Below are 22,623 nucleotides of genomic sequence, written 5' to 3'. Positions count from 1 at the left end.
CGGCCTCAGCTCCCCGCCGGCCCGGCGATGTCGGTGATCATTTTCTCCATGAGCTCATAGGTAGGCGGGTCGACGACGTCCACCAGTTCCGGCGGCTCCGGGATCCCGTTCTCCCGGGCGAAGTCGCTGACGTAGGACCGGTCGTCGGTACGGAAGCCGTGGTGGGCGGCCAGTTTCAGCAGGGTGGCGTTCCCGGTCAGGAGCTCCCCGAGGGCCTGGCCGCCGGCGCTGAGCCCGACCAGGGTGTGCTTCGAGTAGGCCGTCGGCGACGGGTACATCAGCACCATGTCGGGTGTCGTCGTCTTCGCCGCCTGTGCCGCCAGGAACTGCGCCTCGTAGATCATCACCATTGGCCGGGCGCCCATGCCGCCGCGCAGGTAGTCCTCGAACGGCCCCTCGCTGGAGCTTTCGGTGTAACCCTGCTTGGTGAAGGCAGGGGCCAACTGCCCGGCGATCGTCTCGGCGGTGGTCGGATCGGCGACGATGTCGTTCTTGTTCGCCACGTACGACAGGAGCGCGAGGTACATAGCGGCGGAGTTCGAGGTGCGCAGATCGGTGGAGGAGATGAGCACCGACTTGTCGGTCGAGAACACCGTGTTCCGGTCCAGCTGCGACCATCGGCGGTTCTGCTCCACCAGGTCCAGATACTTGGCCATGTCGAGCTGGTAATAGCGATCGCTGATTTTCTTCGCGAGATTGTTGGCGACCAGCAGATCGGCGAGGTCCCGGAAGGTCCCGATCGCCATCGGGCTGAAGAACGGCACGTAGCTGCGGCCGCGGGTGTCCTGGGCGATCCGGTCGCCCTGCGGTGCCCCGGACGGGAAGGCGAAGTCGTAGGCCTTCGGGTCCTTCTTCACCTCGGCCACGATGTCGCGGGAACCCGCGTAGTCGACCTCGACGCGGTAGCCGGCCTCGGCGAGCGCCTTCGCAACGGCCGGGTCGTCGAAGAAGGGCTTCTTCTCGGATCCGGCGATCCCCCTGAGCACGGTCAGATCGCCACTGCCGTCCCCCGCGCCCGACCCCCGGCGGGAGACGACGACCGCAGCCACCACCCCCACCAACAGCACCGCCGCGAGCACCAGGCCCACGGCCCGGCGCGCCCCGTTCATGTCGTCTCCCCCAGCCGTGCCACGCACGCTCGCACGGGATTCCAGCCTCGCGCTCCCGTGCCACCACAAGGACGAATCCGATGATGCCGGGAGAGGCTTCGCAAAGCCTCCGCCAATCGTCAACCCGACTGCGCGGCGACAACACTCCACCTGGAGTTCATCCTGGCGTCGTGTGCCAGCCACCCTGACGGCGTCTCCGTCCTGATCACCCCGTCGGCACCTCCGCCGGAGGGGCGGATCATTCGCCGAGCTGTCGGAGCGCCTCCGCGGCCGCACCCGTTCAGGCGCCTGAACAGGTGCGTGTTCAACGGTCCGCCCGGCGACGCCTGCAGGAAGCTCCGTGAGCCCGCCGCGGGCATTCTCCTTCGACTTGCTATGGCCCGCCCGGCACCCTTTGGTCGTCCCGGGACTGATGATTAAATAACTGCAGAATCCGTCGGGGGGACGGAGCCGCCGAACAACTTTCCGACCTCTCCAGTCTCCCTTCAGGTCTCGAGGGAGATCATGGCAGAAGGCTCCGGCAGCCCGGGCAGCGTTCTGATCATCGCCGCCGCGGTCGTCACCGCCATTGGAACGCTGATCGGGGGCCTGGGCGCGGCGGGGGCTTTCGGCGGGGGCCGCCGCAGCCCCGTTACTGTCTCGCCGGTCGCCAACCAGCCCACGGTCACGGCGACACCGGCGACCGATCCACCGGTCTCCCCATCGCCGACCACGCCACCGACGACCAGACCACCGAGGACGACGACAACTCCGGCCACGGAATCATCCACCCCGTCGACGCGCCAACGGGCGTCGATACGCCTTGTCTACGAGGGCGATGTCTTCGGCTGCGGCCTGCGGCTGGCCGTGCACGTCGGCGGGCAGACCGTTTTCCCGTCGGGCCCCAGCTACGTCATGGAGAACGTCCGGACGGGAGAACAGGAATACACCGTCCAAGGCACGATCTCCTGCCCGACCGCCGGCTTCTGCCAGGCCTCCGGAACCGGCACCATCGACGTCGTCGACGGGGAGTCCTACCGGGTTGGATGGCTCAATGTCGCCGTCGGGACGTGCACGGTCACACTCACGGACTGAGCCTGCCGCGTCCGGTCAGGGCGTGACCGGGGATGACGCCGCGCGCAGGGTTTCGAGGATGGTCTCGACCGGCTGGGCGCCGGAGATGCCATAGGCGCGGTCGACGGCGTAGAACGGCACACCGCTGATGCCGAGCGCACGGGCCTGGCGGATGTCGTCGCGGACGTCGTCGGCATAGGCGTCGCTGTCGAGGACCTCACGGGTTCCGTCGGCCGGCAGGCCGGCCTCGGTCGCGAGCCGAACGAGCGTGCCCGGGTCGTCGACGGCCGCGCCGTCCGTCAGGGTGGCGCCCATCAGGCGTTCCTGCATCGCCGCGGCGAGGCCGTGGGTGGCGGCGAAGTGCAGCAGGCGGTGCGCGTCGAAGGTGCTGGCGGTGACGGCCCGGTCGAGGTGGTAGGTCAGGCCTTCCTCGGCCGCCAGTGCGCTGACCCGGTCGTTCATGGCCCTGACCTCTGGCGCGGTGACGCCGTACTTGCGGGCGAGCATCTCGGAGGTGGGGATGTTCTCCCCACGCGGCTGGGCCGGATCCAGCTGAAAGCTGCGCCAGATGACCTCCACGTCACCGGCGTGCTCGTACTGGCGCAGCGCCTTCTCCAACCGCCGCTTGCCGATGTAGCACCACGGGCAGACGATGTCGGACCACACTTCCACCTTCACGATTCCTCACCTTACGGCGCGGTACGGCCTGATCCGGCCTGCCTCGACGACAGTGCCGCTGCACCGGAGGACGTCACCGGCCGGCGGCTACCACGATCGCGACGAGGCCTTCACAGGTTGTAGCCGCCGGAGACCTCGATGTCCTGGGCCGTGATCCAGCGGCCTTCCTCTCCGAGCAGGGCGGCGATCGCCAGGCCGATGTCATCGGGTTCACCGAGCCGCCCGAGGGCCGTTCTGGCCGCGATCGGGGGGATCACCTCGGGGTGGCGCGCGAACGCGTCGTCGGCGATACGGGTACGGGTGGCGCCCGGCGAGACCGAGTTGACCCGGATCCCGCGCACGCTGAGCTCCTTGGCGAGGTAGCGGGTCAGGACGACCACGCCGCCCTTCATCGTTCCGTAGGCCGAATAGCCGGGTTCCAGTCCGGAGAACCGGGCCGCGTTGCTCGTCGTGTTGATGACGGCGCCACCGTCAGCCAGCAACGGAAGCAGGGTCTGGGTCAGAAAATAGGGGCCCTTCAACAGCACCCGCATGAGCTCGTCGAACATCTGCTCGGTGGTGTCCTCGAACATCGCCATATGGCCGAACCCGGCGTTGTTGACCAGGAAGTCGAAGCTCTCCCGCTGCCAGGTCTCGCGCAGGGCGACGGTGACGGAGTCCCGGAAGGCCGGGAAGTCCGCCGAGCAACCGACGTCCAGGGGCAGTGCGACGGCCGTGCCGCCGTCCTTCTCGATCATTGACACGGTCTCCCGCCCGCCTGCCTCGTTGCCGTGGAAGGTGAGGATGACTCCGGTGCCGCGCCGGGCGATCTGGATGGCGGCGCTGCGTCCTATCCCGGAGCTCGCACCGGTGACAACTGCTACCCGCGGCGCGGGCCGGGCGGTCGCAGTGGCGTTGAATCCGTGACTGACAGACATGGCTGCGCGGCCTCCGTGTTTCGGGGAGCTGTCGGATGCTCCCGGGATGTCGACCAACCCATGAAAACACCGCTACCTGCGAAAACGTTAAACAGATACTCGCGACCTCTTGCACGATCCTACCGAGACGGCGACTTTCGTTTGATGTTCTAATGTGGTCATGGACCTTGGCGAGCTGCGTTCCCTGATCTCCCGGCACGCCCGTCCGGACATGACGACCGCCATCGACAGGGTCCTCGTCTCGAGGGTCGAGCACTCGACCGAGCCGGCGCCGGCGATGTCGGGCACGGTGCTCGCGCTCGTGGCGCAGGGCGCGAAGCGGATCGCGCTGGGTGAACGCGTGTACGAGTACGGCGCCGGGCAGTACCTCGTCGCCTCGGTCGACCTGCCGATCACCGGCCAGTTCGTCGAGGCGAGCCCGGATCGCCCCTCACTCGGATTCGGCCTGGTCCTGAACCCCGCCACGATCGCCGAGCTCCTGCTGCGGGCCACACCGGCGGACGTCGCACCCGCCGGTGGCGGCGCACCGTCGGGGATGGCCGTCAGTGACGCGCCATCGGAGCTGGTCGACGCGGTGGTGCGGATGCTGCGCCTGCTCGACCAGCCACGCGACCGAGCCGCGCTGGCACCCCTGGTCGAGCGGGAGATCCTCTGGCGCGTGATCACCGGTGAGCAGGGCGCCGTCGTTCGCCAGCTCGGCCTCGCCGACAGCAGCCTCAACCACATCGCCCGGGCCGTCCGCTGGATCCGGGACCACTACACGCAGTCGTTCCGGGTCGAGGATGTCGCGCGGCAGTCCGGCATGAGCGTGTCCGCCTTCTACCGGAACTTCCAGGCTGTCACGGCGATGAGCCCCATCCAGTTCCAGAAGCAGATCCGGCTGCAGGAGGCCCGGTTGCAGCTCATCACCCACCCGGGCGACGTCACCGGTGTCAGCCACCGCGTCGGCTACGACAGCCCGTCGCAGTTCAGCCGCGAGTACCGCCGCCAGTTCGGCCTGCCCCCCAGCCAGGACGCCGCCCGCCTGCGCCACCTGGCGCGGCGCCCCGCACCCGCCCTCGTCTGAGGCTCCGCGCCGCGGCACCCCCGCCGCTGCGCGGCTTTGGCATGCGCTGGTATGCGTGCGACGCATGTCCTCTGCGTGGACCTGCCGATCACACGCCGCAGGCCTGACGCAACCGAGGGCGCGGAACACCGAACCGGTGACCCCCCGCATCGACCGGACCGGATCCGATCCTGAAAAGCTTTCGGGCGTTATGTCCCTTCTCGCTCAGGAGCCGGCGATGCAGGAACCGACATCGGAGCCCGGTCAGGCAGATGGCGGGGACGCGGGCCCGGGATCGGGGAGATCAGGTGCCCGCCGGCGCCGTACCGCCCTGCTTGCGGCGGCGGCCGGCGCGCTGGCACTGATCGTCGCGGTTCCGGTGATCCTCTGGGTCTCGCCGGGGTCGGACGATTCGGGGCCGAGCGGTTCGCGGTCGGCGGGAGGAAATCTCCTCGACGCGGCCGGGGCGGACTCGGCGGACGCCGCGGCGCGCAAGGGAGGGCATTCGGAGCGGGGCGCGGCGGCTTCCGCGACGGCGCAGGCCGAAGCGGCGGGCAGCTCCGCGGCATCGGCCGGCACGGCCACCCCGCAGGCCGGCGGCGAACCGTCGGCGCAGGCACCCGGCTCGAGTCCCGGTGGCACGGGTTCCGTTCCGGGTAGCTCGGCGTCGGGCGCGTCCGCCGGCGCACCCGCGCAGACGGTTCCCGCCGCGCCCGCGGGCACGCAGGCGCGCGCGACCACGGCCGCGCCCGCTCCGGCGCCCACATCCGCACCCGCAGCCGCGGCGAAGCCGAATCCGTATACCGCGACACAGGTGTGCGGGTCGGGCTACTCGCAGATCGACCGGCATTCCCTGGGCTCGGCGACGATCTATCTGCTGTACAACGGCAGCCAGAACTGTGTGGTGACGCTGAAGTCGGGGTCCGGCGTGGGGGTTGCGCAGGCGATGGGTGCCTGGGTGCAGGTGGAGGGCAGTTCGACGCGGCAGTCCGACACGGGCAGTTTTCAGTACTACGCGGGGCCCGTGTACGTGACCGCGCCGGGGAAGTGCGTGAAGTGGGGTGGCAGCTACGCCGGCTCGACCTGGACCAGCGGCTGGGAGCACTGCGGCTGACCGCTCCCGGCCGCTGCTTCCTGGTGCTACTCCCCGCTGCGCCGGTAGCGGGCCTTCACCTCGGCCCACCGGGCGGCCTGTTCCGGGGTCAGCGCGCCGCGCAGCTCGGCGAACCGGAGCAGGTTCGCCTCCGTGCCGGAGGTGAGGGTCTGCGCCTCGGCGAGGTAGTGGTCGGCGATCAGGGCGTCCAGCTCCTCGTCGTTCATCACCGGGACGATCCGCTCCGCCAGCCGGTTCATGTTCCGGTAGGAGCCCTGCAGCAGGAAGGGCGGCTCGTTGCGGTCCGCGTCGTTCTGCCCGGCTGAGGCGATGTAGGCCCGGTTGACGGCGAGCACGACCTGCTGGACGCGCACCAGCTTCCGCAGCACGGCCAGGATCTGGTCCAGCTCGGCCGGCGGATACGGATGGCTGAGCCGATCCGGCCGCGCCGCCGAGTCGCCCTGGGCCATCTGGATCAGAAGTTCCAGGTCGGCGCGCTCACGGCCGGCCAGCGGGGCCAGCACCGGGTTCGACGTGACCGCGTTCTCCAGATAGCTGCGCGCGAACAGATCGTCCCGGCCGGAAAGGACGTCACCGAGGTTCCACACGTCGGCGCGGTTGGCGAGCATGTCCGGCACCCGGAACCGTCCACCGGACTCGGTGTACGGGTTGCCCGCCATGCACACGGCGAAGCGCTTGCCGCGCAGGTCGTAGGTGCGGCTCGCGCCGTCCCAGACACCGTCCATCCGACGCTGGGTGTCACACAGCGGGACGAACTTCTCCAGCAGCTCGGGCGCGGTGTGCTGGATGTCGTCCAGGTAGAGCAGCACGTTGCTGCCCAGCTCAAGCGCGAAGGAGACCTTCTCGATCTCGCGGCGGGCGGCCGCGTCGGGTGCGGCGGCGGGGTCGAGCGAGGTGACAGCGCCGCCGAGCGAAGGTCCGTCGACCTTCACGAACACCAGGCCGAGGCGGCTCGCCACATATTCCATCAGCATGGTCTTGCCGTATCCGGGTGGGGAGACGAGCAGCAGCAGGCCCATCCGGTCCGGATTCGTGCCGTCGCCCGCGGTCCCGAGCTGGCGGGCCAGGTTCGCACCGACGAGCGGCAGGTAGACCTCGTCAACGAGCCGGTTACGGACGAAGCCGCCCGGCGGCGTCGCCTGGTACTCCTCCAGCCGCAGCCGCCGGCGTTCCTGGGAGATCAGCTCGTCCCGCTGCCGCCGGTAGGCGCGGTAGGCGGGGACCCGCTCGGTGTGGAACCGGCGGGTGCGCGCCAGTGTCTCGTCGAGGCGTAGCTCAAGGCGCCCGCCGTCGATGCGCGGGTGGCTGCCGAGCAGGCCGTCGACGCTGGCTTCCAGGTTGGCCGACGAGTCGTGCCGGGGCAGCCGCGAGCCGCAGACCAGCACGGCTACCGCCTCCGGCAGGTCGGCCACGGCACCCACGGCACCTACGGCACCCACGGCTTCCCCGGCGCTCACCGCTTCCCCGGCGCTCACCGCTTCGCCGACGCTCACCGCTTCCCCGGGGCCTGCGGCTTTCTCGGGGCCCGCGGCATCGACCGTGCGGGACGCGTGGAACGCACCCAGCCAGGCCGTCGCGAGCTGGTGCCCGGCAGCCAGATCGTCGTCGAAGGCGAGCAGATCGTGCTCGAAGCCGTCGCCGGCCCCCCGCTCCCCGAGCGCTCGTCGGAAGCCGGCGAGCAGCTCGCGGGCGGCGGCGCCGGTGACGAATCCGGTGGGCTCGCCGGCGAGCTCCTCGAACAGGTACTCCCCGACGAGGTCGACTCCACCGGTCCGCTCGACGAGGGCGGTCAGGCTGGCGATGCTGCCTGGGCTCGGTCCCGTGAGGAACTGTGTCACGGCGGTGGCGAGCTCGGCGCACAGGTCACCGATCTGCTCCGGGCCCCCCTGGTGAGGGCTGGTCGAGCCCGGCTGGTGGGCCGGGCCGAAAACGGCCCGGGCCCGGGCCAGCGACCCGGCCCGGCGGCCCCAGGCCACCCGGCCGGCGACATCTGTGCCGTAGGCCCAGAACAGCTGGGCGGCGGCCCGCGCCGCCGGCGGGTAGCGCAGCAGCCCCGCCTGGGCGTAGGAGTGGGCCAGCGCGGCGAGGATCCTGGTGGCGTCCCGGTCGTGGACGCCGCGCTCGTACCCTTCGTCGTGGCGGCTCCCGGCCGCCCTGCGCACCAGATCGAGCAGGTCGTCCCCGGTGTCGGCCGCCTTGACCAGCGCCGCGACGGAAAGCCCGGCGGCACCGGCCACCGCGTCGGCGAGGATCCGCGTGGCCAGGTACTCGGCCCGGTACACCCGCGGCGACTCCGACGGCAGCGGCTCGTCCCAGAACGGCCTGGTCCCCTCGAAGGACACGTCGCGGACCGGGCGGCGGTAGTCCGTCCCGGTGATCACGAACGCCAGCTGGTCCCCGTCGGGGACGAGAGCGATGTCGAGCGGCTGGGTGTTGATCGCGAACAGGTGGCGCCCGAGGCGGATGACGTCGTCGCCCGCGTAGAGGTCGACCCGGTCGCGCAGGGCGCGGCGGGCGTCCAGGCGCGCCGCCTCGATCCGGCCGGCGATCTCGTCCGCGCGGATCGGCTCCCCGAGTGAACGCAGCTCGGCGATGATGCCGTGCAGCGTGGTCACCATCGGGTCGGTCGAGAAGTAGGTGTTGATCTCGTCGAGGGTGCGCAGGTCGGTGCAGCGGCGACGGACGCTGGCCAGGATCCGGCTGGCCGAGTCGGCTCGCCGGCCGGCCCGCCGGGTCCGTGCCTGCACCAGCTCCTGGCGGCGGGCGGAGAACGTGTCGTAGAGGTCGGCGCGGCGGGCCGCGACCTGCTCGCCGGCGTCGTCGGATTCACCGAAGCGCGCTTCCAGCCGCTCCAGCGAGACGAGCAGCCGTCCCAGCTGCTCGTCGCAGCGCTCGGGTGTGTCGGCCACCGCCAGCGCCGCGTTGACGGCCTGGCCGATCAGCGTGAGCTCGGCCGCGAACACGGCCCGGCTCTCGGTGTCGAACAGCTGCCCGCGGCGGGCGTCCAGGATGGCCCGCACCCGGTTGGCCTCGGCGAAGACCTCCCCGATCCGGTCCAGGATGTGGGTGCGCACGGTGGTGTCGACGATGTCGAGACCGGTGACGATCTCGACGACGGCCTCCAGGCCGCCTGCCTGCTCGGCGAGCCGGTCGGCGATCGGAGTCGCCGCAGCGGCGCTGGTGATGGTCGCCGCCTGCCCGGCCAGCCGGTCGGTCTCGGCGTGGTAATCGGCGAAGGCCTCATCGCCGTGCAGGAACTCCACCGCGCGCCGGCCGGCGGCCGTGATCTCGCCGTCCAGCTCGGCCGCGTGGACGTCGATCCGCGCCAGGTCGATGTAGCGGACGTCGCGCAGGGCCACCAGGCGGCCCTGCGCCCGGCGCAGGTCGGCGAGTGCCGCCACCGCCGCGCCCGCGTTCTGCGGGGCCTTGTCGCGGACCTGCCGGAGCAGGGTGTCGATCTCGGCGGCGGTGTCGGCCAGCGTCGCCCGGGCCGCCTCGGTGAGAGCCTCGACCGTCGCGAACTCCGCGAGCACCTGCCCGGCGGTGGTCCGGACCTGCGCCAGTGGCCCGCCCAGATCGCCGAGGTCCGCGTCGGCCAGCCAGTGGTAGCGGTCGAACGCCCGCCCGCAGGCGCTGATCAGCGCGTCGAGCCCGGCCCGCGACGGGGTCGTCTGGGCCACCAGGCGTGCCACCGAGACGCAGTCCGAGATCCCCTGCACCAGGTCCGCGTTACCGATCCGCTCCAGCGGCCCGCTGCCGGTCACGGTCACGGACCTGACCGCGTGCCCATACGGCGTCTGCCAGATCTGCACGGCGTGCGCCCGGGTGGGCCGCGTGGACGGAGTCCGCAGCAGCACCAGCGTGCCGTCGCCGAACAGGGCGTACCCGTGGCAGGTGAGCGGGGTCGCGACGTCCTGACGGATCACGTTGTAGGGCAGCAGGAGGAACCGGCCCGCGGCCCGGGCGTGGAAGACGTAGAGCACGTCCTCGCCGCCGGGGGCGTGGATGACCCGGTCGAACTCCAGGTCGGAGGTGTCGGTGTCGAAGGACCGGACGGCACCGGTGGTCAGGTGGTAGCCATCGGGAAAGATGATCCCCTGCTCCGCGGGCAGCCGCCGGCACCCCTGCCCGATCCCGTCGACGCGCACGATCCGCGCGCTGCGGGTGTTGAACACCAGGTACCGCCACCTGGTCTCCTTGTACGGCCGGATCCGCAGCACGACGAGCGGCCCGACCCGGGCGTGCCAGATCTCGGCGTCGGCCAGGCTCTGCAGCGGCTCGTCCACGGGCTCGCGGTAGATGCCGCCCGGGTTCTCGGTGTCGTTCTCGGTCTTGACGGTGAGGGCCCCGCCGACCGTCGAGACGAAGACGGCCCCCTGGACGGACACGTGCGGGAAGCGCCCGAGGACGTGGTCGTCACGGCTGACCGCGGTCCAGTCGAGGTCGTCCACCGGCGGGAGCACGTGGTCGCGCTCACCGAGGTTGTCCAGGTAGTCGACGGCGCCGTCGGTTCCGGTCCGCCACCGCAGCACCCGGATGTCGTCCGGCCGGCGGCCGGTCTGGAAGACGGCGAGCATTCTGTCGTCGAGGCGGCGCAGCCGCAAGAGCCGGGTGTCGCGGTAGTACCGGACCAGTTCGCGGAGGTCACGGTGCAGCGTCGGGTCGCGCAGCACGCCGGGCGGGACGTCCCCGCCCCGCGCGGCGCCCTCGCCGGGGCTCTCGTCCTCGCCCAGGGCGTCGTCCGCACCCAGGTTCTCGTCCCCGCCGAGGGCGTCTTCGGCGTCCGGCCTCTCTTCGGTGTCCGGGCCCGCTTTGACGTCCGGGTCCTGGCTCCCGGCCACGCCGTCGTTGACGCCGTCCAGCCGGAACCGGGTGGCGCCGCTCTCCGTGGGGGTGCCGCTCTCCGTGGCGGCGCCGCCGACGGCCCGGACCAGGCGGTGCAGGGAGAAGTAGTCGGTGACCGCCCCCGCCGCCGCCTCGCCGTCGGCCGCGGAGGCGGCGGGCAGCGCGGTGGGCACGTTGCAGCCGAGCAGCAGGTGCTCGCCGAGCGCCACGACGTCCTGCGCCACACCGGGACGTCGCGTGCTGACCTGCTCGGCACCGAGCAGGCGGAGCCCGCTGCCGCCGAACACCGCCAGCCGGCGGGTGTTGAGGGCGTCGGCCCGGCGGGTCAGCTCCGCCGCCTGCTCGGCCAACCGGGCCCGCAGCACCTCGTAGGTGTCATGGTCGGGAGCGCCCTGGTCGGCGGAGAGGGGTGTGTCGGTCGGGTCCGGGTCCACGCGCCCGGCCTCAGCGGGTGGTGCCACGGCCGGGGGTGGTACGGGTGGCCGATGGCGTCGTCACGGTGGCGGCCTTCGCCGTCCTGGCGGACGTCGTCGCGGCCTCCAGCGTCGTCGTCGTCGTGGTCGTGGCCCCCGGCTGGGCCGCCGCGGCGGCGGCCGCGTCCGCCAGCTCCCGCAGCTTCCCGGCGTCCAGCCCACCGCCCTTGATCAGCTGCATCAGCAGCGCCGACACCGTGAGGTTCTGGACGTCACCGGAGCCCAGCGAGCCGAGCACCCTGGTCAGATCCGCGGTGAAGTCGGCGGAGCCGTCCAGCCACCGGCCCGCGAGGCCCCCGACGACGTCGGAGTGCTCGACGAAGCCGTCCACCGCGCGGCCCATGGTGATCGAGCTCAACAGCCGGTCGAAGAACATGCTCTCGCCGCCGACGATGTCGATGTCGGCGCTCTCCAGACCGGCCGCCAGCACCGTGGCCTGGGACTCGGCGATCCGGCGCTGGATGTCGAGGCCCGCCAGCCGGATCTCCTTCTCGGCCTCCAGCCGCAGCCGGTACTCCTCGTGGCCTCGGCTCGCCTCGTCCAGCGCCGCCATCGCCGTCGCCTTCTCGGTGAGGCCGTCGGCCTCACCCCGCAGCCGCTCCCGGATCGCCGCCGCGGCGACCAGTGCCTTCTCCCGGTCGACCACGGCCTCGGCCCGGCCGACCTTCTCGATCGCCTCCGCCTCCCGTTCCCGCACCACGGCCGCGGCGAGCCCCTTGGCCGCGGCCTCGGCCTGGATGCCCTGGGCGAGCTGGATCTTGGCGCGGGTGTCGAGATCCGCGGCCCGCTGGCGGGCCTCGGCGAGGATCACCGCCTCCTGCGCCTTGTGCACGGCAGCCTGCTCGGCGGCCTCGGCCGCCTTGATGTCCTTGACGAGACCCTGCTGGGCCTCGGCTTCCGCTTCGATCACCAGGGCCTGCCGCAGGCGCTCGGCGTCTTCCACGGCCCGCAGCCGCTTGATGTTCTCCTCCTGCTCGGCGACCGTCAGGTCCACCGCGACCCGGTCACGGACCACCTCGGCGACCGCCTGCTTCTGCACCTCCAGCTCCTTGTCCATGGCGGCGCGGGACAGCGAGGTCTCCCGCTCCCGGGCGACGACCTCGAGCTGGCGGTCCTTCTCGATCCGCTCGGTCTCGATGGCGATGACCCGCTGCCGGTTCTTCTCCGCGACGGCGATCTCCCGCGCCTGGTTCTCCTTCTGGATGCCGATCAGCTCGTCGGCGCGCAGTGCCGCGGAGGTGGCCTTCAGCCGTTCCTCGGCCTGTACCCGGGCGGTCTCGGCCTCCTCCCGGGCCCGCGCGGTCGCGATCTCCTGCTTCTGCTTCGTCTCGGCGTCGGCCTGCCGCCGTTCGAGCTCGAGAATCGTCTCCCGCGTCTCGACATCCTTGCGGGTGATCTCCTTCTCCTCCTGGCGCTGATACTCGTTGGTGCGGACATGCTCGATGGTGGTCAGCTCGGTGATCTTCCGGATGCCCTGGGCGTCCAGGATGTTGTCCCGGTCGAGCTGGGTCATCGGGGTCTGCTCGAGGAAGTCGATGGCGGCGTCCTCGAGGCTGTAGCCGTTCAGATCGGTGCCGATGACCTGGATGATCTGGTCGCGGAACTCCTCGCGCTTCGTGTAGAGATCGACGAAGTCGAACTGCTTGCCGACGGTCTTCAGCGCCTCCGAGAACTTGGCGTTGAAGAGCTCCTGCAGCGTCGTCTGGTCACTGGCCCGCGCGGTGCCGATCGCCTGCGCCACCTTGATGACATCCTCGACCGTCTTGTTGACCCGGACGAAGAACGTGATGCGGATGTCGGCCCGTATGTTGTCCTGGCAGATCAGCCCCTCCCGGCCGGTCCGCCGAATCTCGATCGTCTTCACGGAGATATCCATCACCTCCGCCTTGTTGATGATCGGCAGGACGATCGCTCCGGTGAAGGTGACCTCCACCTTCTTGGAGCGCGACACGATCAGGGCTTTTCCCTGCTCCACCTGGCGGGACAGGCGACTGACCGCGACGACCGCGCCCAGCGCGGCAAGAATGACCAACCCGAAGAACACGCCCAGGAGGATGGTGATGAGGCTCATGCGCTTTCCTTTTCTACGCTCTCACTCGACGGCGGGGTGGTCGCGGTCCAGTTCGCGGATGAAGTCCAGCGGACTCACCCAGAAGATCTCGCGGGCGGCGTCATAGCTGTAGATCACGGCGGAGCTGCCAGCCCGCAGCAGCGGGTTGTTCTCGGGATGTCGCACCTGGACCAGCACGGACGAGCCGTCGTCGGCTCTGACCTCCGCCTGGCCGAACTCAGGCCCCACCCGGCCGGTGCGGATGACGCACAACCGCCCCAGCAGCTCGGAGCGGGAAGTTGCCGCCCCACGCCGCCGCCGCAGCAGCCGGCGCAGCGGGAAGAGCAGCAGGCGGACGAGGAGCCAGGTACCGACCAGCGCCACCGCGACCGCCACCACGGCCAGCGCGACGTGGAATGACGCGTCAAGCTCGACGTGGTCAAGCACTGCCGCATCCCGTGGACTGACAGCGGAGAACACGGCGATCAGCGGCGGCGTTGATCCGCGTTTTCCATGGTGAAGTACATGTACCCGCGGCCATCCATCCGTGCGGTGTTCTCGATGAACACACGGAAGATTTTCGGGTGACCTGTCGTGGACAACTGCATTACCTCCCCGGCGCGTCCCGAACCTGCTCGGGCGGGCATTCCCTCCCGCTGGAACGCCCACGTTGGCAAACCTAGAACGACCAGGCCTCGGGCGTGTAGTGGAGCGCTACACCCCCGGAGGGCCCGGCACGCTCGCGGTTTGTCAGGCCAGCGCGGCGGCTGGTTGAACGCGGCCGGTGACCTCACCGAACGACAGGGTTTCGCCGTGGTGGCCCGGGGCGACAGCGGTGATGGCGACATGGTCACCGTCCTGCAGGAACATGCGGACGGACCCGTCGGGCAGCTCCAGCGGCTCCCGGCCGCCCCACGACAGCTCGATGAGCGAGCCACGCTGGTCCCGGGCCGGGCCGGAGACCGTTCCGGAGGCGAACAGGTCGCCGGTTCGCAGCGAAGCGCCGTTGACCGTCAGATGCGCCAGCTGCTGGGCCGGCGTCCAGTACATGAGCCTGAAGGGCGGGCGGCTGACCAGGTGCCCGTTCAGCCGCACCTCCAGCTGGATGTCCAGGCCCCACGGCTCCGCCGCGGCGTCATCCAGATAGGGCAGCGGCGTCACCTCCCGGCGCGGCGGCCGGATCCGGGCCGCCTCCAGCGCCGCGAGCGGCACCACCCACGGGGAGACCGAGGTGAGGAAGGACTTCCCCAGAAAGGGACCGAGCGGCACGTACTCCCAGGCCTGCAGGTCACGCGCCGACCAGTCGTTGAGAAGACACACGCCGAACACGTGCCGGGGCAGGTCCGGCAGCGCCACCGGCCGCCCCGCCGGGGACGGGCTCCCCACGACGAACCCGATCTCCGCCTCGATGTCCAGCCGCTGCGACGGCCCGAAGTCGGGTGTGTCGTCCGCTGGGCCTCTGCGCTGTCCGCGGGGCCGGGTCACCGGCGTGCCGGAGACCACCACGGTGCCCGCGCGCCCGTGGTACCCGAGGGGCATGTGCAGCCAGTTGGGCGTCAGCGGCGCACCGCCCGGGCGGAGGATCCGGCCGAGGTTCTCCGCGTGGTCCCGCGAGCTGTAGAAATCGACGTAGTCGGCGATCTCGACCGGCAGGTGCAGGCGTGCCTCGCCGCGGGGCACGAGGTGCGGTTCGACGCGGCGGCGGTGGCGTTCGTCGGTCAGCCAGGTGACCAGATCGGCGCGCAGGGCCTGCCACCGCCGCGGCCCCTGGGCCATGAAGGCGTTCAGCGACCCGGTGCCGTGCACCGGATCGCCGGTGACACCGGTGAGATCGAGGATCTGCTCACCGATCGCGACGCCGCTGCGCGGCCTGTCGTCGCGGCCGGTGGAGAACACGCCGTACGGCAGGTTCTCCAGCCCGAACCCGCTGCCGGCCGGAATCCCCAGCCAGCTCGCGGCGGACGGGCTCCCGCTCATCACGCGCACACGCTCATCCGGCACCGGGAAAGGCCGAGGCCGGGCTCGCCGTGCCTTCCGCCCCCGCCCAGGTCCAGGCGTAGCCCGGGTCGTCGACGGTCAGCGCCCCCTCCCCCAGGCCGAGCGGACGGAACGTGTCGACCATGATCGCGAGCTCGTCGAAGAACTCGGCGCCGAGGGAACGCTCGACGGCGCCGGGCTGCGGACCGTGGGTGTGGCCGCCGGGATGCAGCGAGACCGAGCCCCGGCCGATCCCCGACCCCCGACGGGCCTCGTAGTCCCCGGCGACGTAGAACATCACCTCGTCCGAGTCGACGTTGGAGTGGTAGTACGGCACTGGGACCGCCCGCGGGTGGTAGTCGACCTTGCGCGGCACGAAGGCGCAGATCACGAAGTTCTGGCCGGCGAAGACCTGGTGCACCGGCGGTGGCTGGTGCACCCGCCCGGTGATCGGTTCGAAGTCGGCGACGTTGAAGGCGAACGGGTACAGGCATCCGTCCCAGCCGACGACGTCGAAGGGGTGCTCGGGGAACACGTGCACCGTGCCCGCCAGCCCGTCGGGTCCGCCGGCCCGGTGCCGGACGTGGACCTCGACGTCCGTGCCGTCGGCGAGCATCGGTTCGGCCGGCGCCCGCAGGTCACGCTCGCAGTACGGCGCCTGCTCCAGGAACTGCCCGTACCGGGTGAGGTAGCGGCTCGGCGGCGCGATGTGGCTGGACGCCTCGACCACGTAGAGGCGCAGCGGGTCCGGTCCGGTGGGCACCCACCGGTGGATCACGCCGCGGGGCAGCACGACGAGGTCGCCGTGCCCCACCTCCAGAGCGCCGAACGACGTCTCCACCGTGGCGCCGCCGGCCTCGACGAAGGCGCACTCGTCCCCGACCGCGTCGCGGTAGTAGGGCGACGGCCTCGCGGCCACCACATAGGAGATCCGGACGTCGCCGTTCCCCAGCAGCAGCCGCCGCCCGGTGACCGCGTCGACCGCTCTGTACTGCGCGATGTGCCGCGCGTCGCCGGGAAAGAGCTCCGGCAGCCTCAGGTGCCGGGGCCGCAGCGGGCTGTTCGCGACCAGTGCCTGGTCCGGCAGCTCCCACGCTCGGGCGTCGGCGATCGCCGACGGGACGAAGCGGTGGTAGAGCAGCGACGAGTCGGCCGAGAACCCCTCCGTGCCGACGAGCTCCTCGCGGTACAGGCCTCCGTCGGGCCGGCGGAACTGGGTGTGCCGCTTCGGCGGGACGTCGCCCACCTGCCGGTAGTAGGCCATCGGGGCACCTTCCTGCCTCATCGCCGCCGGTCGTCCCTGCCAGTCGCCGGACGTCCCTGTCGGTCGCCGGACGTCCCTGTCGGTCGCCGGTCCCGGCTTTCCGTCAGAAGTTGCCGCGTTTCTCCTGCTCGCGTTCGATCGCCTCGAACAGCGCCTGGAAATTGCCCTTTCCGAACCCGAGCGACCCGTGCCGCTCGATCAGCTCGAAGAAGACCGTCGGGCGGTCCACGGGTGGCTTCGTGAAGATCTGCAGGAGGTAGCCGTCCTCGTCCCGGTCGACCAGAATCCCCCGGGAGGAAAGCTCCTCGACGGGCGCCCGGACCGAGCCGATGCGGGCTCGCAGCCGCGGGTCCTCGTAGTAGGAGGCCGGGGTCGGCAGGAATTCCACCCCTTCGGCGACCATCGCGTCATAGGTGGCGATGATGTCGTCCGTCGCCAGCGCCACATGTTGGGCACCGGGGCCGCCGTAGAACTCCAGGAACTCGTCGATCTGCGATTTCCGCCGCCCGGCCGCCGGCTCGTTGAGCGGGAACTTCACCCGGTGGTTTCCGCTGGCGACGACCTTGCTCATCAGCGCCGAGTACTCGGTGGCGATGTCACCGCCGATGAACTCGGCCATGTTCGTGAAGCCCATGACCCGGTTGTAGAACTCGACCCATCGGTCCATCCGGCCGAGCTCCACGTTGCCGACGACGTGGTCGACGGCCTGGAACAGCCGCTCCGGCGCGCCCGGGCGCCGGCGCACCGTCGAGGCCCGCGGCTCGTAGCCCGGCAGGTAGACACCCTGGTAGCGCGAGCGGTCCACCAGCGTGTGCACGGTGTCCCCGTATGCGGCGATCGTCGCCATCCGCACGAGACCGTGCTCGTCCCGGACGTCGTGCGGACGCGCGAGAACTGTCGCGCCCTGCGCCGCCGCATGGTCGACGCACCGGTCGACATCCGGTACCTCGAGCGAGATGTCGACGATTCCGTCACCATGGCGCCGATGGTGCTCGACCAGCGGACTGGCCGGGTCGTAAGCGCCTTTTACCACGAAACGGGCCGCCCCGGAGCACAGCACATAGGCCCGATGGTCGCGATTTCCGTTCTCCGGCCCCGAATAGGCCACCAGCTCCATACCGAACGCCGACTGGAAGTAGTGCGCGGCCTGCACCGCGTTGCCGACGACCCAGACCAGCCCATCCCACCCGGAAACGGGAAACGGGTCCGCGGACGAGTCGTACTCCACCAGACCGACCAGCCGCCTCAGCTGATCCACGCTCAGATCAGCCAGGCGTTCCAGCTCGTTAACAGCCCGATCGGACGACATATCGCCCCCCTCACCATCGCGCTCCCCCGACAGGCCATCACGCCTCCGGCTGGTTTTCAAGCGCCGCGCTCAACGGGCCAGAACGCGCCGGGACAGAATGCGCCGGGACAGGACGCAGCAGGGCGTCCAGGATGACCGCGCGGACCGCGGCGGGCTGCTCCACCCAAGGGGAGTGGCCCGCGCCACCGAGAAGGACGCGGTCAGCGTTCGGGAGGGCGTCGAGCAAGGGGATCACCGCCTGCCACGGGCGAGGATCGTCCTCCCCGAAGATCATGTGAACCGGGGTCTCGATGGTGGTAGCGAGCGCAAGCAGGTCGATGCTGGTGCGGTCGGCCCAGAGCTGCCGGCTCGCGGTCAGGTTCACGCTGGCGCCCGGGGGCCGGGTGTCCCAGAACGCCTGCGCGTGCTCGGCCGCTCCTCCCGGGGAGAAGTCAGGCCGCCACTGCAGGAGGCACCACTCGCGCTCCTCGGCCGGCGTCCGGTCGCGCGCCGCGAGTTCTCTCCAGCGGCCGAGATCCACACCGAGGCGGCGATCGCGTTCGGCGGTGTAGGCCGGGCGGAAGGAGTCGTCGGCCCCGACTCCGGCGATGTAGACGACGCGGGTGGTGCGCTCGGGATGAGCCGCCGCGTACCGCAGCGCCAGTTCGGCACCCCACGAATGTCCGAGGACTGCCCAGCGGTCGATTCCCAGTGCGGCGCGCACCTGGTCCAGGTCGCTGACCGCCTGGGCGATGGTGAAAGGACCATCGCCGGTCGACCGTCCGCAGCCCCTCTGATCGAAACGGGCGACAGCGACGTTCTCGGCGAGCAACGACGCCAGCGGGCCCAGGTAGTCCCAGAGGCCAGGGCCGCCGTGGCAGCAGACCACCGGCGGCCCAGCGCCGTCCATCACCGTCCAGAGCACTGCCCCGTCCTGCACTCGGACGTGACGCATCACGATGCCTCCAGCGGTTTCAGCTGATGTTCTCCGATGTTCTTCAGGGCCTCGCGGCGCGAGAGAGGTGACAGGGAGTCCCCGCGGGCGGTGACGAAGCGGCGGACCTCGGCCGGGTTCGTCCAGGCGTACTGGCGCAACGCCCATCCGATGGCCTTGCGGATGAAGAAGTCCCGGTCGTCGAGGTTGGCGTCGATGCAGGCGTACAGCAGGTCCAGGTCGGTCGCGGCCTTGAAGGACAGCTGGCAGATGATCGACGTCCGGCGCCGCCACAGGTCGCCGTCACGGCTCCACCGCAGCATCACGGGGCGGATCGCGGTGGGGTCCGCGGCGAGCAGCGGGCCGACCCGGCGGGAGGCGATCTCGTCGACGTAGTCCCACCAGGCACCAGTCGTGATCATCTCTTCGTAGAGGTCCAGCGTGTCCGCGTGCTGGTAGCCGCGATAGGCACGGTGACCGGTCAGGTCGATCGCCGCGTACCGCTCCTCGCGGTACTCCGCCTCCCGCCACAGCGCCCGGACGGTCGCCCTCCAGCTCGACTGGCTGGGCAGGGTCCGCTCGGCCAGGACGGGACGCAGCGCTCGTTCCCGGACGGGCTTCGGCACGCCGCGGAAGAGCATCTCCGACTTCATGTACGCCTGCATGGCCGTTGCCTTCGCCGGGTCGGCGGCACCGGCGAGCGCCGCTCGCACCGCCGCGACCAGCTGACCATCGGCCATCTCCGCACCCGTCTCGTTACGCGCCATCTTTGACATGCTGCCCGCCACCACCGCGCTGAACGGTCGGCGGGTGTCCGGTCCTCGACAGCGCACTCGCCAATGCCAGCTACTTGACGATACCGAGTACCAGGCTTAGCTTGCATCCATGGCGCCGACACATGATCCCCAACTCCTCAAGGGCGTCCTGTCACTGCTGTTGCTTCGGCTCCTCGCCGAGCGTGAGTCGTACGGCTACGAGGTCGTTCAGCGGCTGCGGCAGCTCGGCCTGACGGACATCACCGAGGGCAGCGTGTATCCGGCGCTGGCCCGCCTGGAACGCGAGGGCCGGGTGGAGGCGCGGCTGGTCGCGTCCCGATCCGGCCCGGCCCGCAAGTACTACCGGCCGACCGCGGCCGGCACCGAGGCCCTGGCAGAAGGCACCGCGAGCTGGCTGTCGCTGGCCGCGGTGGTCCATCCCACGCTGGTCCGCCCCCTCCCCGACCCACCCACCTCGACGGAGGACACCTGACATGGCCACATCACGGGGAACTCTCGACCGGCTGCGCATCGAACGCGCCGTGTGGACGCTCGACGCCCGCCTGCAGGACCTGCCTCGCAGATCCCGGATCGCCAAGCGGCGGGAGCTACGCGACAACCTGTGGGCCGCCGCCGAGGATGTCGGCGCCCGGCAGGCCGTGCGTCAGCTCGGTGATCTGCGGGTCCTCGCGGCCGGCTATCTCGCCGCCGAATACGGCGAGCTCACCCGGCGGCCGTCCTGGGGAGCCGCGGCGCTCACCATCCTCCTCGTCGAGGTGGTGATGACCCTGCTCACGCACGTCGGAAGAGTCGCCTTCGACGCCGGGATCACCGCGACCGACCCGCAGGCCACCGGCACCTTCAGCTGGGCCGGGGTCCCCTACCTGATCAGCGACGAGACATTCACCTATCTCGACGGAGCACACACATCCGTCGGCGGTGCCTGGACACCGCTGGTCTACGCGCTCATGCTCGGCGGGGCATTCGTCACCGGGCGGCTGTGGCGGCTGACAATCGCCTGGCGGCGGTACCAGACCCGACCGGTTGTCACTGATCAGCAGAAGACCGGCGGTCAGGCGTGAGGCCCGGGCCGACGGGGGCGGCGCACCTGAGAACCGCCTCTCCATATCGCCACATCAGCACGGTTCTCCCGGCCGTGGCGGTCCTCCTGATCGCGGTTGTCATCTCGCCGCTGCTCGCGGGCACCGCACCAGCGCTGGCCGGCACCGCGACGCAGGGGGTTTCGACGCAGCGGGCTTCCGAGCCGGCCACCTCGTCGAGGATCAGCCCTGACCTGCAGACACTGCTGAGCGACGTCACCGCCGCAGGCGTTCCCGGTGTCATGGTCCGGGTGCAGGACCACAACCGGATCCGCCAGGTCGCCGCGGGTGTCACGGACCTGGCCACCGGTGCCCCTCTGCGACCGCAGGCCAAGGTACGGATCGGCAGCATCACGAAGACGTTCGTCGCCACCGTGGCGCTCCAGCTCGTCGGCGAGGGACGCCTCACCCTCGACCAGCCCGTGGAACGCCGGCTGCCGGGCCTGCTGCGCGACGGGAACAGGATCACCGTTCGGCAGCTGCTCAACCACACCAGTGGCCTGTTCGACTACACCGCCGACCCGAAGCTGCTGGCCGGCATCACCGCGAACCGGGTATTCGCCCCGGCGGAACTCGTGGCCATCGCCGAAACCCACCCGAGCTCCTTCGCACCCGGCACCGCCTGGGCGTACTCCAACACCAACTACATCGTCGCCGGTCTGCTCATCCAGTCGGTCACCCATCATTCACTGGGCGAGGAGCTCGACCGGCGGATCTTCCGGCCGCTGGGCCTGGCTGACACCTCGTTCCCCACCGCCATCGGGAACATTCCCGGCTATCACGCCCACGGATACGTCCCGCCGGACCTCGTTCCCGCGGCCGATGGTGGGCCGTTCGATGTGACCGGGCTCAATCCCTCGCACGCCTGGGCAGCCGGTGCCATCGTCTCCACCGTCAGGGACGTGTCCCGCTTCTATCAGGCACTGATGGGCGGTGAACTGCTCAGCGCCCGGATGCTCCGGCAGATGAAGACCACCACCGTGGAGGATGCCGCCGATCCGGGCTTTCGCTATGGCCTCGGGATCGAACGGGTCTCCGACCGCTGCGGAGTGAACTGGGGCCACAGCGGCGCGATCTTCGGATACCAGGCAATGGCGTTCTGGAACGAGGACACCGCCCGTACCGTCACGATGGCCAGCACCATCTATCCCGCCCCACCGGCCACCACGGCCGCGCTCACAACCGCAGCCGATCAGGCCCTGTGCGGGACACCGCGCTCCTGATCTGACACCGCGCCCCCGCCGCGGAACGCCCATAGAATCTGCGCGTGTCGAATCCCATGATCCACCCCGACGCCCCCCTGAACCCGAGGCCACGGCCGATGCTCCGAGGTTCCGTGCATGGCTGACTTCCGGGTGGCGGTGTTCGCCTCGCATACCGGGACCAATCTGCAGGCACTGCACCAGGCCTCGCTGGTGCCGGATGCGGCGTTCCACCTGTCACTGGTCCTGAGTAACAACAGGGAATCCGGTGCGCTCGCCTATGCCCATGCCCATGCCATACCAGCCGCGCACATGTCAGGAGCCACGCATCCCGAGCCCGACCAGCTTGACACGGCTGTATGCGCACTCCTGAACGAACATCGCATCGACCTGATCGTCACGGCGGGCTATATGAAGAAGATCGGCCCGAAAACACTGAGATCCTTTGACGGTAGAATCATCAACATACATCCTTCTCTGCTGCCACGGCACGGCGGGAGAGGCATGTACGGCAACACCGTGCATGAAGCCGTGCTGGCTTCCGGCGATCGCATCACCGGGCCTTCGGTCCATATCGTCACGGCAGAGTACGACGAAGGTCCTGTCATCGCGCAACAAGAGCTGGCTGTCCGGCCGGACGACACCATTGAAAGCCTCTCCACGAGGGTTCTTTCGGCCGAACACATCCTTCTTCCCGCGGTCGTTCAGGATCTCGCCCTGCGCGCGATCGGCGGCCACGGATCAGGCGGCGTCGCGAGACAGCGGCCGTGACCACCCGAAACCTGTTGGCACATCGGCACGTACGCGACCCGGCCTGGG

General features: G+C 70.5%; 18 protein-coding genes. 7 read left to right on the top strand and 11 right to left on the bottom strand.

What is annotated here, in order from left to right; genetic code table 11:
* Window positions 1–5: 5 nt before the first annotated feature.
* Window positions 6–1,109 carry a hypothetical protein gene (locus ACG83_RS14750; RefSeq protein ID WP_054566793.1) on the bottom strand — a complete coding sequence of 368 codons (1,104 nt, stop codon included), beginning with the start codon at window positions 1,107–1,109 and terminating at the stop codon, window positions 6–8.
* 504 nt (window positions 1,110–1,613) lie between these two features.
* On the opposite strand from ACG83_RS14750, the gene ACG83_RS14745 reads away from it, so the two are divergent.
* Window positions 1,614–2,183 (top strand): hypothetical protein, encoded by a 570-nt coding sequence (locus tag ACG83_RS14745; RefSeq protein WP_054566792.1) that lies wholly within the window; start codon window positions 1,614–1,616, stop codon window positions 2,181–2,183.
* Between the two features lie 15 nt (window positions 2,184–2,198).
* Here the strand turns inward: ACG83_RS14745 and ACG83_RS14740 are convergent, their stop codons facing one another.
* Together ACG83_RS14740 and ACG83_RS14735 are read right to left on the bottom strand one after the other, a co-directional pair.
* Window positions 2,199–2,840, bottom strand: coding sequence for a DsbA family oxidoreductase (locus ACG83_RS14740; protein WP_054566791.1), 642 nt, complete (start codon window positions 2,838–2,840; stop codon window positions 2,199–2,201).
* A gap of 110 nt (window positions 2,841–2,950) precedes the next feature.
* Entirely contained in the window at window positions 2,951–3,757 is an 807-nt protein-coding gene (locus ACG83_RS14735; RefSeq protein WP_054566790.1) for an SDR family NAD(P)-dependent oxidoreductase, read from the bottom strand.
* Window positions 3,758–3,917: 160 nt separating this feature from the next.
* Between ACG83_RS14735 and ACG83_RS14730 the strand changes: the two genes are divergently transcribed.
* Entirely contained in the window at window positions 3,918–4,823 is a 906-nt protein-coding gene (locus ACG83_RS14730; protein WP_054567235.1) for an AraC family transcriptional regulator, read from the top strand.
* Between the two features lie 217 nt (window positions 4,824–5,040).
* Window positions 5,041–5,916, top strand: a complete 876-nt coding sequence (locus ACG83_RS46675; RefSeq protein ID WP_235497908.1) for a serine/threonine protein kinase — start codon at window positions 5,041–5,043, stop codon at window positions 5,914–5,916.
* Window positions 5,917–5,942: 26 nt separating this feature from the next.
* Here the strand turns inward: ACG83_RS46675 and ACG83_RS14720 are convergent, their stop codons facing one another.
* The 8 genes from ACG83_RS14720 to ACG83_RS14685 form a co-directional block, all read right to left on the bottom strand.
* Complete coding sequence (locus ACG83_RS14720) at window positions 5,943–11,195, bottom strand: DNA repair ATPase (protein ID WP_054567234.1); 5,253 nt, start codon at window positions 11,193–11,195, stop codon at window positions 5,943–5,945.
* Window positions 11,196–11,205: 10 nt separating this feature from the next.
* Window positions 11,206–13,305, bottom strand: a complete 2,100-nt coding sequence (locus ACG83_RS14715; protein ID WP_054566789.1) for a hypothetical protein — start codon at window positions 13,303–13,305, stop codon at window positions 11,206–11,208.
* A gap of 21 nt (window positions 13,306–13,326) precedes the next feature.
* On the bottom strand, window positions 13,327–13,731 hold the full coding sequence (locus tag ACG83_RS14710) for an OB-fold-containig protein (protein ID WP_054566788.1): 405 nt from the start codon (window positions 13,729–13,731) through the stop codon (window positions 13,327–13,329).
* Between the two features lie 303 nt (window positions 13,732–14,034).
* Complete coding sequence (gene fahA, locus ACG83_RS14705) at window positions 14,035–15,261, bottom strand: fumarylacetoacetase (protein WP_054567233.1); 1,227 nt, start codon at window positions 15,259–15,261, stop codon at window positions 14,035–14,037.
* Window positions 15,262–15,274: 13 nt separating this feature from the next.
* A complete protein-coding gene (locus ACG83_RS14700; protein ID WP_054566787.1) occupies window positions 15,275–16,525 on the bottom strand; it encodes a homogentisate 1,2-dioxygenase in 1,251 nt (416 codons plus the stop codon).
* Between the two features lie 103 nt (window positions 16,526–16,628).
* On the bottom strand, window positions 16,629–17,834 hold the full coding sequence (gene hppD / locus ACG83_RS14695; protein WP_054566786.1) for a 4-hydroxyphenylpyruvate dioxygenase: 1,206 nt from the start codon (window positions 17,832–17,834) through the stop codon (window positions 16,629–16,631).
* Window positions 17,835–17,871: 37 nt separating this feature from the next.
* A complete protein-coding gene (locus ACG83_RS14690; RefSeq protein WP_083473259.1) occupies window positions 17,872–18,768 on the bottom strand; it encodes an alpha/beta fold hydrolase in 897 nt (298 codons plus the stop codon).
* Window positions 18,768–19,487 (bottom strand): DNA alkylation repair protein, encoded by a 720-nt coding sequence (locus ACG83_RS14685; protein WP_054567232.1) that lies wholly within the window; start codon window positions 19,485–19,487, stop codon window positions 18,768–18,770. The genes ACG83_RS14690 and ACG83_RS14685 overlap by 1 nt, the downstream gene beginning before the upstream one ends.
* A 145-nt stretch (window positions 19,488–19,632) precedes the next feature.
* Between ACG83_RS14685 and ACG83_RS14680 the strand changes: the two genes are divergently transcribed.
* The 4 genes from ACG83_RS14680 (at window position 19,633) to purN (ending at window position 22,575) form a co-directional block, all read left to right on the top strand.
* Window positions 19,633–19,995, top strand: a complete 363-nt coding sequence (locus ACG83_RS14680) for a PadR family transcriptional regulator (protein WP_054566785.1) — start codon at window positions 19,633–19,635, stop codon at window positions 19,993–19,995.
* A 1-nt stretch (window position 19,996) separates the two neighbouring features.
* Window positions 19,997–20,584 (top strand): hypothetical protein, encoded by a 588-nt coding sequence (locus tag ACG83_RS14675; RefSeq protein ID WP_054566784.1) that lies wholly within the window; start codon window positions 19,997–19,999, stop codon window positions 20,582–20,584.
* A 74-nt stretch (window positions 20,585–20,658) separates the two neighbouring features.
* Window positions 20,659–21,825, top strand: a complete 1,167-nt coding sequence (locus tag ACG83_RS14670; RefSeq protein ID WP_235497906.1) for a serine hydrolase — start codon at window positions 20,659–20,661, stop codon at window positions 21,823–21,825.
* A 117-nt stretch (window positions 21,826–21,942) separates the two neighbouring features.
* Window positions 21,943–22,575, top strand: a complete 633-nt coding sequence (gene purN / locus ACG83_RS14665) for a phosphoribosylglycinamide formyltransferase (protein ID WP_054566783.1) — start codon at window positions 21,943–21,945, stop codon at window positions 22,573–22,575.
* Window positions 22,576–22,623 lie beyond the last annotated feature (48 nt).

It is taken from the genome of Frankia sp. R43, from assembly GCF_001306465.1.
In the GTDB taxonomy this organism is placed as follows: Bacteria; Actinomycetota; Actinomycetes; order Frankiales; family Frankiaceae; genus Parafrankia; species Parafrankia irregularis.
Note: the sequence above shows the minus strand (reverse complement) of the source record. Positions and strands in the feature narration are given on the sequence as shown.